The sequence below is a fragment of the Mesorhizobium sp. M0500 genome (genome assembly GCF_040321165.1).
Classification (GTDB): Bacteria; Pseudomonadota; Alphaproteobacteria; order Rhizobiales; family Rhizobiaceae; genus Mesorhizobium.
Map to the genome: position 1 here is coordinate 80,014 of NZ_JAMYRB010000005.1, position 10,135 is coordinate 90,148.

Here is a 10,135-nt window from a genome sequence, read left to right on the forward strand (position 1 = left end):
CTGCAATAGCAGCCCGAGACAGCCGCGCTTGCGGAAGGGGCTGTCGGCTCTGACGGGATTGGCGTAAGCTGCAGTTAAGGGGGTGCACACATGCACCGCATCATCGCCATAGCGATCTTAGTTCTCGCGGCCGCGTTCAGCTCAGCGCGGGCGGAGGTGCTGATCGGTGTCTCGGCTGCGATGACGGGACGGCTCGCCTGGATCGGCGAGCAGGGACAGCGCGGCGCGGAGATGGCAGTGGCCGACGTCAACACGGCGGGCGGCGTGCTCGGCCAGAAGGTGAGGCTCATCTCGGTCGACGACTTCTGCGATCCCGAGCAAGCTGTGGCGGCCGCCAAGAAGCTGGTGGCTGACGGGGTCGTGCTCGTCGTCGGGCATTATTGCTCCGGGGCCTCGATCCCCGCATCAAAAGTGTACGAGGAGGCGGGCGTCGTTGAGATATCCCCAGGCTCGACCAATCCGCAGCTGACCGAACAGGGCCGTGCCAATGTCTTTCGCACCATTGGCCGCGACGACGCGCAAGGTTTCATCGCCGGCAACTACCTTGCCGATCGCTGGGGCAACAAGAAGATTGCGATCCTCCACGACAATTCGACCTATGGGAAGGGTCTCGCTGACGAGACCAGGAAGCAGCTGAACAAGCGGGGCGTGACTGAGGCCGTTTACGACGCATACATTCCCGGGAAGGACGACTATTCGGCCGAGGTCGCTACGTTGCAGACCGCCGGCGTCTCCGCCTTATATGTGGGTGGGTATCATGCCGAGGTTGCGCTGATTGCTCGCGCTGCACACGACAGTGGCTACACGGTTCAGCTCATATCCGGAGATGCTTTGGCGACCGAGGAATTTGCCCTGATCGCCGGCCCCGCGGCGGAGGGGACCCTCTTCACGTTCCCGGCGGACCCGAGGCGAAGCGCCGAAGCGGCCGCGGTCGTTGAGCAGTTCCGTGCGGAGAATTTCGAACCCGCGGGCTACACGCTGTTGAGCTACTGCGCGGTCCAGGTTTGGGCCCAGGCAGTCTCGAAGGCAGGTTCGCTGGAGCAGAAGGCCATCATTGCGGCACTGCACGAACAGGAATTCGACACCGTCATCGGCCGGGTCGATTTCGACGACAAGGGCGACCTCACGAAGCAGAGTTGGGTTTGGTACGTCTGGCGCGGCGGAGAGTACGTGCCGGTTGAATAGGGTTCGCTGATCGCCGGCGTGCCGGCTGAGATGTCTAGTCTGATGCAGACCAGTGTGGCCGGACTGTTCCGACTCGCCGAGCTTGAACGCCTCGGCATACGCGGCCGGCTGTTGCTCGCCTTTTTCGGGATCAGCGCCCTTGCGGTGCTGGCAACCGCTGCGGCGCTTTATGCCTTCCTCCAGGTTGGCGACGTCGTGGACCGAATTACCACGGATCGAGTGCCGTCGGCGCTCGCCTCCCTCCAGCTGTCGCGCCAGGCCGAACGGGTCGCTGCTGCCGCGCCATCGGTGCTGGCAGCGACAAGCAGGGCTCAGCACAGCGAGGTCTCGGCTGCCGTCGCGCTCGAGATGTCCCGCCTCGAGGCCCTGCGCACGGACCTCCGGGATGCCACGTTGGGCACAGTGCCTTTGGCCGAGATCGAGGAAGCCGCGATTGTTCTGAGGCGCAACCTGAAGGAGCTCGACTCTCTTGTTGTCGCCCGGCTCGACGTGGTCGCCCGCAAGGAGGAGCTCCTGAACCGCCTCGCCGCGACGACGACCGGAAGCCAGCGCCTTGTGGCCACCGGCATCCTAGTAATGGATTCCAGGCTCCCGCAATGGCGGGCGGTCGCGGCCGACACGTCGCTGTCGCCCGATCGACGCGCAGCGGCGATGGCCGACCTGGTCCAGGCGATTGCGGCTTACATTCCCCAGCAGAAGGCGCAGCTGGAGATCTCGGCGGTCAACGACGCGCTGGTGAAGGTCGCGAACGCGCCGACGCCGGGCGACCTGGCGTTGATCCTTTTTCCGCTACGCCGTTCGCTCACTGCTCTTGAAAAGGTTTCCACGGAGATCGACGAAAAGCTGCGGACCCGCTTCCGGCAGCGTGTTGACGAGTTCAGGGGTTTGACCGACGGCGAGGACAGCATCCCCAAGGTGCGGGAGGACGAGTTTGCTGTCCTGGCACAGGGCGAAAGGCTTCTGGCCGAGAACAATCGACTGTCGCGCAATCTCACCGCTGGCGTCGATCGCCTGGTCGCCACGGCAGATCAGGAGATCGCTGCGTCCGGTCGCGAAGCCGCGCTCGTCCAGCGCTACGGCACCGCGGTTGTACTCGGCTCCGCCTTTCTCAGCCTCCTGAGTTCGGTTCTGGTTGTCTGGCTCTATGTCGACCGCAGCCTCCTCGCCCGACTGGGGGCCGTGAGCCAAGGCATGCTCGCGATTGCGGGGGGCAATCTTCGTGCGCCGCTGCCAGCCGCGGGCAGCGACGAAATCGGGCGCATGGCCGAAGCGCTGAGACTCTTCCGGGATACTGCTGTCGAGGTCGAGGAAAAGAACCTGCGCGACGTTGCGGAAGCTCGTCAGCGGCTCATCGATGCCATCGAAAGCATCTCCGAAGGATTCGCTCTGTACGACTGGGAGGACCGGCTCGTCCTCAGCAACAGCCGCTACCGCGAATTGCTCTACACCGGTCTGGAGACCGAACTGACGCCCGGCACGACATTCGAGCAAATCATTCGCCGATCCGCTGAGCGCGGCTACATCAGGGACGCCGAGGGGCGGGTCGAGGAGTGGGTCGCCGAGCGCCTCTCGCGGCACCGCAACCCTGGCGAACCTTGGGTGCAGAGGCGAGGCGACGGGCGATGGGTCATGGTCAGCGAGCGGCGGATCAGCGCCGGCGGCACGGTCGCCGTCTATTCGGACATCACTGAGCTGAAGCAAAGGGAGGAGAACCTCGCCGAGAAATCCGTGGTTCTGGAGGCGCTTTCCAGCAAGCTGGCGAAGTATCTGGCGCCCCAGGTGTATCGCTCGATATTCACCGGCCGCCAGGAGGTCAGGATCGCCAGCCAGCGGAAGAAACTGACAATATGCTTCTCCGATATCGCCGGCTTTACCGAGACCACTGACAAAATGGAATCCGAGGATCTCACCCAACTCCTCAATCACTATCTGACGGAAATGTCGAAAATTGCTTCGGATCACGGCGCGACGATCGACAAATATGTCGGCGACGCGATCCTGATGTTTTTCGGCGATCCCGAGACTCGCGGCGTCAAGGAGGACGCGCTGGCTTGCGCGCAGATGGCACTTGCAATGCAAAAGCGGATTAGCGAGCTTGCCGAAGTCTGGCGGGACATGGGGATCGAAACACCGCTGCGCTGTCGCATCGGCATCCATACCGACTACTGCACCGTCGGTAACTTCGGCAGCGAGGACCGGATGGACTACACGATAATCGGCGGCGCCGTGAATCTCGCCTCGCGCCTGGAGCAGGAGGCGCCGCCGGGGGCCATCCTCATTTCCTACGAGACGTTTGCGCAAGTGAAGGACGCAATCGACTGTGAGGAACTGGGGCAAGTCCAGGTCAAGGGGATCGCCTATCCCGTCGCCACCTACCGCGTCATCGATCTGAAGGCCAATTTGGCGGCCGCTCGTCGTGCTGTTCGAACGGAGCTGCCGCACTTCAGGTTGGAACTTGAACCGGAGCTGATGTCCCCTGACGAGCGTGGCGATGCCGCCAATGCACTTCGAGACGCGCTGGATCGGCTTCGTCACAAGCCTGGGTAGTAGGGCTTGGTCCACAACGACCCCTCCCAATGGACACAAGGAGTGGGATGTGGGACGCCGCTCATTGGCGCTATCGATGCGAAGGCCGCAGAACGGTCGCGGTCAGTCTTCGAACTCGGGCGGAACGTCCGCATCGGAGCCGAGACTTAACATTCACGGCATCACTGGCAAGGCCGGATATGGCGCAAAACAAACTTAGCCCCCTGCATGATAAGCGGTGCTTTCCCAGAGTGAGTTCGTTCCCCCTTCACACCAAACTCCTCTGCTCCGCCTCCTCCGCATTGGGATCCCCCGGCGCAGTCGCCCAGGCGAGTTCAACCAGCGTCACCGTCCGCCTTCCAGTGCTATCAAGCTGGCAGACGATGAGGCCTTGCTCCTCGATATAGGTCAGCAGGCGCCGGGCGCGGCGCAGCGAGTGCGAGCCGTAGGCGCGGGCGATTGCCGCGTCGCTCGGGCAGGGCCAGCCCTCCTTGGCGGCGCGAGCGATCATCATGAACACGCCTTGCATGTCCTCGGGCAGCAGCGAGGCGCGCGCCGAAACGTCCTGCCAGGCGTCGTCGCCTGCCATGTCGGAGCCGAGGCCGGCGCGGGCGCGGGTCAGCATGCGGCGGAACTCGGGCAGGTCCGGCACGACGGAGGCGAGGCCCTCGATGCGGCAGCGGACGACGAACTCCTGATAGAGCACGCCGATGACGCGGAAGCCGGCGTCGGGTTGCGCCAGCACGGCGCGCAGAACCCGGTCGACGCGCTCGCGCCGCTCCGCCAGATCCTCGGCGCTGATCGGCGGCTCCACCGGTCCGGGGCGGATTTCCAGCGCCGCCGATTTTGCTGCCATCAGCTGATCGAGCAGGTCGGCGACGAGCGGCGCTGCGGCCGCACGGTTTCCGGCGGCGGCGCCGCCAGGATGATCGCGCGGGCATCCTCCAACGCCGCTTCCGGCAGCGGCATCAGGCGCGGGGTCGCGTTGCGCGGACTCGTTTCGGTCGGGCCGATGCGCAAGCCGAGCGGACGGCGCGACAGCGCCGGGCCGAGCGCCATGAACTGCCCGCGCTCGAGGTCGCGAAAGGCCTCGGCCTGGCGGCGCTCCATGCCGAGAAGGTCGGCGGCACGCGCCATGTCGATATCGAGAAAAGTCCGGCCATCGGGGCTCTGCTTGGCTTGCCGGTCACACAAACACGATAGGGTTTTTCTCGCGCCGTGCCATGCGGATCAATTCCGATAGTCCATCGGCAAATTCCCGAACCCATGCGTCGGTGCTTGATTCGATCAGCCGCAATTCGCGCTCAAGCTCGACAAAGCTCGGCTCCTCGATGACGTCTCCGACACTGCAGGCTGAAAAAAAGGACAATCCGTTCCAAGGCCGAGCCTTCGCCGAGAAGGCCGGCAATCGCCTCTCTAAGCGCGGCGACGTGGGCGATGTTTCCGACACACCAGTCGCACACCGTGACCACGTCCCAGGTGAGATTTACGCCCTCGGGATGGATCACCTCGCATTCGCCCGTTGTCGGTTCCCGCTGAAAGCGATAGCCGGGGAATTCCCGCTCCATGGTCGAAGCGCTTTTGAAAACTGCAACGTCGAGACCCATTCCGATCCTCCGGCTAGCCCCAAGCCAAAGCAGGCGCGCAGCACTACTCCGGCAGCCCCGCCACCCGCATGGCGTCGGTCACGATTCCTTGCGGGTGCTGCCGCCACGAATCGATCATAAATGGCCTCGCGCCATCAGGCGAAACACATCTAGGTTAGCGCCTACCAAGAAAACACTTGGCGTGAGCGGACTTAGCGATCGGGTAACTCAGCCCAAAGCTTCTTCGCGAAGCCCCGTTCGTCGAGTTCCCACAAGTCGTCTGCTATCTCAGCTTGGCCGTTGCGGCATCGATAGGAATAAACGGTATCGTGACCCGTCGCGACGGCTGGAACGTCTTTCGCGTTTGGATTCTGCCGACAGAACTCATCCGCACCAGGATTGTCGCGTGCCGCATTCATCTTGGTGCAGGGCAGGTTGGCGCCGACGAAGCAGACCATGACCTTGCCGTCCATGCAGCGATATTGGGCCTGTGCCCGCAGTTCGGAATCGTCCGGCGCAATTTGAGCGTCCGGAGCGAGCGCCTTGAACGCCTGGACCGTCTCGTCATGAAGCGCGGGCGAATAGTCCTGGATCGTGTCGTCGTTGTGCACCTGGCGGCACAATTGGTGCATGTCGGCAGCCTCCGCTTTCGTGACGCCGAGCGCGGCAAGGCTGAGCAGGGCTCCAACCAGCCATGCCGCAGCGCCGGTGTTTGAAAAACGGGACATTTTCATCGCAAAACCTCCTTCGAAAAATGCGCATGAAACCGCTCGCGACTTGGCGCCGCAGAGCAGACACTTGAGCAAGAGTGTCAGGATAGCGCGCAATTTGACCGCCACCAGCCAGTAGACAGTCCCACCGACGGCGGCGCAGAATAGCCACCATCAGGATTTTCTCCGCCCGGGAGACGGCATGGATGCCATCAGAGCGCATGTACCCGATCATCACTGCGACCGCCCCGGCAATCTAGAGCCGTAGCGGCTTTCTGCCGATCAGCCGCCGCGGGACCTCGATCCCGATCGCGAAGATCAGCATAGCGTACAGCGCAGCCAATGCGCCGAGCAGCGTGGCGCCAGTCTCATACAGCCAAACTCCCCTGCTCCGCCTCCTCCGCATTGGGATCCCCCGGTGCCGTTGCCCAGGCGAGCTCCACCAGCGTCACCGTCCGCCGGCCGGCTCCGTCGAGCTGGCATACGATCAGCCCCTGCTCCTCGATATAGGTCAGCAGGCGCCGGGCGCGGCGCAGCGAGTGCGAGCCGTAGGCGCGGGCGATTGCCGCGTCGCTCGGGCAGGGCCAGCCCTCCTTGGCGGCGCGAGCGATCATCATGAACACGCCTTGCATGTCCTCGGGCAGCAGCGAGGCGCGCGCCGAGACGTCCTGCCAGGCGTCGTCGCCCGCCATGTCGGAGCCGAGGCCGGCGCGGGCGCGGGTCAGCATGCGGCGGAACTCGGGCAGGTCCGGCACGACCGAGGCGAGGCCCTCGATGCGGCAGCGGACCACGAACTCCTGATAAAGCACGCCGATGACCCGGAAGCCGGCATCGGGTTGCGCCAGCACGGCGCGCAGCACCCGGTCGACGCGCTCGCGCCGCTCCGCCAAATCCTCGGCGCTGATTTGCGCCTCCGCTGCTTCCGGGCGGATTTCCAGCGCCGCCGACTTCGCCGCCATCAGCTGATCGAGCAGATCCGGCGACGAGCGGCGCTGCGGCCGGACGGTTTCCGGCGGCGGGGCCGCCAGGATGATCGCACGGGCATCCTCCAACGCCGATTCCGGCAGCGGCATCAGGCGCGGGGTCGCGTTGCGCGGGCTTGTATCTGTCGGGCCGATGCGCAAGCCGAGCGGACGGCGCGACAGCGCCGGGCCGAGCGCCATGAATTGCCCGCGCTCGAGGTCGCGAAAGGCCTCGGCCTGGCGCCGCTCCATGCCGAGAAGGTCGGCGGCGCGCGCCATGTCGATATCGAGAAAAGTCCGGCCCATGAGGAAATTGGAAGCCTCGGCGGCGACGTTCTTGGCAAGCTTGGCCAGCCGCTGGGTGGCGATGATCCCGGCCAGCCCGCGTTTGCGGCCACGGCACATCAGATTGGTCATGGCGCCGAGCGAGAGCTTGCGCGCCTCGTCCGAAACCTCGCCGGCGACGGCCGGCGCGAACAGCTGCGCCTCGTCCACCACCACCAGCATCGGGTACCAGTGGTCGCGGGCGACCTCGAAAAGCCCGCCGAGGAAGGCGGCGGCGCGCCGCATCTGGTTCTCGGCGTCGAGCCCCTCGAGATTGAGCACCGTGGAGACGCGGTGGATGCGCGCCCGCTCGCCGGCGCTCTGCAGGCCGCGCTCGGTATGCTCCTCGGCGTCGATCACCAGATGGCCAAAACGGTCGCCCAGCGTCACGAAGTCGCCTTCGGGGTCGATGATGGTCTGCTGCACCCAGGGCGCGCTCTGCTCCAAGAGCCGGCGCAGCAGGTGGGACTTGCCGGAGCCCGAATTGCCCTGCACCAGAAGCCGCGTCGCCAGCAGTTCCTCAAGATCCAGCGCCGCCGGGGCGCCTGCGCTCGTCTGGCCCATCTCGATCGCAACGGTCATGTCTCGACTCTCCTTGCGGAGAGGGCTTATCAACCGCATCACAGCCCGTCGAGCGCGCCATGGCCGGCGCTCCGTGTTGCGCACAGGCTGGATGTCGCGGACGATCGAGGATACGGAACGTACCGTTTCGATTCGATAAGGCTTGTCTCTTCAGGTCGAAAACCGGTACCCGCCTTTCACCGGCTGGGCCTGCCTGGCTTTCTGCGAGCCGGCGCGCGCGGCCGCCGCAAGAATGCTCTCCATCAGGTCCTTTTCGCGCAGCGGTTTGCCGAGCAGCGGCACGTCGGGGGGCCGGTCGGCGATCGCGTCGGCATCGGCATATCCCGTTATCATCACCGCCGGCCAATCGGACCGCAGATTCCGGGCGAACCGAATGACCTCCAGGCCCGAGACGAGCGGCATGGCAAAATCGGTGACGATGACATCGAAATCGTACGGCGCCCGCTCGATCATCGCCAGCGCTTCGGCACCGCCCCCGGCACAGGTAACCGCAAAGCCGTGTTGGCGAAGCGATTGCGCCGTCAGTTCCCGTAGTACATTGCTGTCGTCGATCAGCAGGACCGATGGATAGTCCTCGCCGGCATTCCCGACGCTGTCGTCGGCATCGGACTTCTCGGCGATTTCCACCGGGCGCTCGATTGAACGCGGCAGCCAGAGCTGGACGGATGTTCCACTGCCGACGGTGCTTTCAATGCGAAGCGTGCCGCCCGATTGCTTGACGAAACCATGCACCGTGCTCAGACCGAGGCCAGTGCCTTTGCCGACCGGTTTTGTGGTGAAGAACGGTTCTACGACCTTGGCGAGAATGTCAGCCGGTATGCCCGACCCCGTGTCCTTGACCGTGACCACGACATAGTCGCCCGCCGAAATATCCTCGGCTGCACTGCCTAGCGTTCGATTTTGCGCCTCCACGATTATCGTGCCGCCGGACGGCATGGCATCGCGCGCGTTGAAGACCAGGTTCATCAGCGCGAGCTCCAGCTGGCTGGCATCGACATGCGCCGGCCACACAGTGTCGTCGACAAGCCAATCGAAACGGATCAGGCCGCCCAGGACCGGGGCCACCAACCCGTTCATTGTATCGCCGAGCGCGGCGAGGCGCACGGCCTGCGGCCGCAGCGTCTGGCGGCGCGAGAAGGCAAGCATGCGGTTGACGAGCTCGGCGCCTTGTTTTGCCGACCGGCGTGTCAGTTCCAGAACCTGCCTGGTCTGTCCGTCGAACTCGGCATGGCGCTCGAGCAATCCCAATCCGCTGAGAATTGCGGCAAGCAGATTGTTGAAATCATGCGCCAGGCCGCCGGTAAGCTTGCCGATCGCGTCGAGGCGCTGCGACTGCAGCAGCTGGTCCTCAAGCTCGCGCCGCTCGGTAACGTCCAGCAATGTGCCGAGGATCTCGGGGTTCCGGCCGTCGGAGCCATTCGACAGGACGCCCTGGTCGAGAAAAATCCGGTAATTGCCGTCGGCGCATTGCCAGCGGAATTCGCAGGTGTAGGAGCCGGTGGCCTTGGCTGCGAGCAGGACCTCCCTCACTCTCGGCAGATCGTCGGGATGAACGCGGCTCAGGCCGAAGCCTGGATCGGCGGTCAGCCGTTCCGCAGGAAAGCCGGTCAGGCGTTCGACCCCTTCGGTGACAAAGCTGGCGCCGAACGGCGGCTCCGCCGCCCTTGCGTGGAAGCAGACCGGAAGAGAGCTCAAAATGGCATGCTGCCGCTCCTGTGCGCTGCGCAGCGCCCGCTCGGCCTCGAGCTTTTCCTTCTGCGCCTGCAGTGCCTGGGCCAGCAGCCGTTGCTCGGCAGCCGCCTTTTGCTGGATTTCGAGCGTCTTCTCATGAAGTTCGACGAACACGGCAACCTTGGAACGCAGCATGGCCGGGTCGAAAGGCTTGAACACGTAATCCACCGCGCCGGCGTCGTAGCCGCGCAGCATGTGCGCGTCTTCCTTGTTGATGGCGGTGAGAAAAATTATCGGCGTTCGCCTGGATTGCTCGCGCTGGCGGATCAATCCCGCGGTCTCGTAGCCATCCAGCCGGGGCATCAGCACGTCCAGCAGGATGACTGCGAAATCCTCCTTCAGCAGTGCGCGCAACGCCTCTTCGCCCGACTGCACGCAGACGACTTCACCGATAGGGGCCAGAACCTCGCCGATCGCCAGCAGATTGCGCTCGTCGTCATCCACGGCCAGGATGCGCGCCTTTGCCGGCCCCGCTGCCGGCGCCATGACCTCCAGCTTCCTTGCTCCGTTTCTCGACAGCTTCTGCATC

Annotated in this window: 6 protein-coding genes and 1 pseudogene; 2 read left to right on the plus strand and 5 right to left on the minus strand. The window is 64.6% G+C overall.

From position 1 onward, the window contains the following. Nucleotides 1-90 precede the first annotated feature (90 nt). Both NKI70_RS11840 and NKI70_RS11845 read left to right on the plus strand, forming a co-directional pair. A complete protein-coding gene (locus NKI70_RS11840) occupies nt 91-1,185 on the plus strand; it encodes a branched-chain amino acid ABC transporter substrate-binding protein (RefSeq protein ID WP_352697121.1) in 1,095 nt (364 codons plus the stop codon). A gap of 42 nt (nt 1,186-1,227) precedes the next feature. Then, nucleotides 1,228-3,732, plus strand: coding sequence for an adenylate/guanylate cyclase domain-containing protein (locus tag NKI70_RS11845; RefSeq protein WP_352454712.1), 2,505 nt, complete (start codon nt 1,228-1,230; stop codon nt 3,730-3,732). Between the two features lie 247 nt (nt 3,733-3,979). Here the strand turns inward: NKI70_RS11845 and NKI70_RS11850 are convergent. The 5 genes and pseudogenes from NKI70_RS11850 to NKI70_RS11870 form a co-directional block, all read right to left on the minus strand. Next, nucleotides 3,980-4,872, minus strand: a pseudogene (locus NKI70_RS11850) (ATP-binding protein); the annotation flags it as partial. A gap of 143 nt (nt 4,873-5,015) precedes the next feature. Further along, nucleotides 5,016-5,318 (minus strand): hypothetical protein, encoded by a 303-nt coding sequence (locus tag NKI70_RS11855; protein ID WP_156937525.1) that lies wholly within the window; start codon nt 5,316-5,318, stop codon nt 5,016-5,018. Between the two features lie 191 nt (nt 5,319-5,509). Further along, on the minus strand, nt 5,510-6,136 hold the full coding sequence (locus tag NKI70_RS11860; protein WP_352645387.1) for a hypothetical protein: 627 nt from the start codon (nt 6,134-6,136) through the stop codon (nt 5,510-5,512). Nucleotides 6,137-6,375: 239 nt separating this feature from the next. Beyond that, complete coding sequence (locus NKI70_RS11865; protein ID WP_352645389.1) at nt 6,376-7,875, minus strand: helicase HerA domain-containing protein; 1,500 nt, start codon at nt 7,873-7,875, stop codon at nt 6,376-6,378. A gap of 150 nt (nt 7,876-8,025) precedes the next feature. Further along, nucleotides 8,026-10,092 carry a PAS domain-containing hybrid sensor histidine kinase/response regulator gene (locus NKI70_RS11870; protein ID WP_352568366.1) on the minus strand — a complete coding sequence of 689 codons (2,067 nt, stop codon included), beginning with the start codon at nt 10,090-10,092 and terminating at the stop codon, nt 8,026-8,028. Between the last annotated feature and the right edge of the window lie 43 nt (nt 10,093-10,135).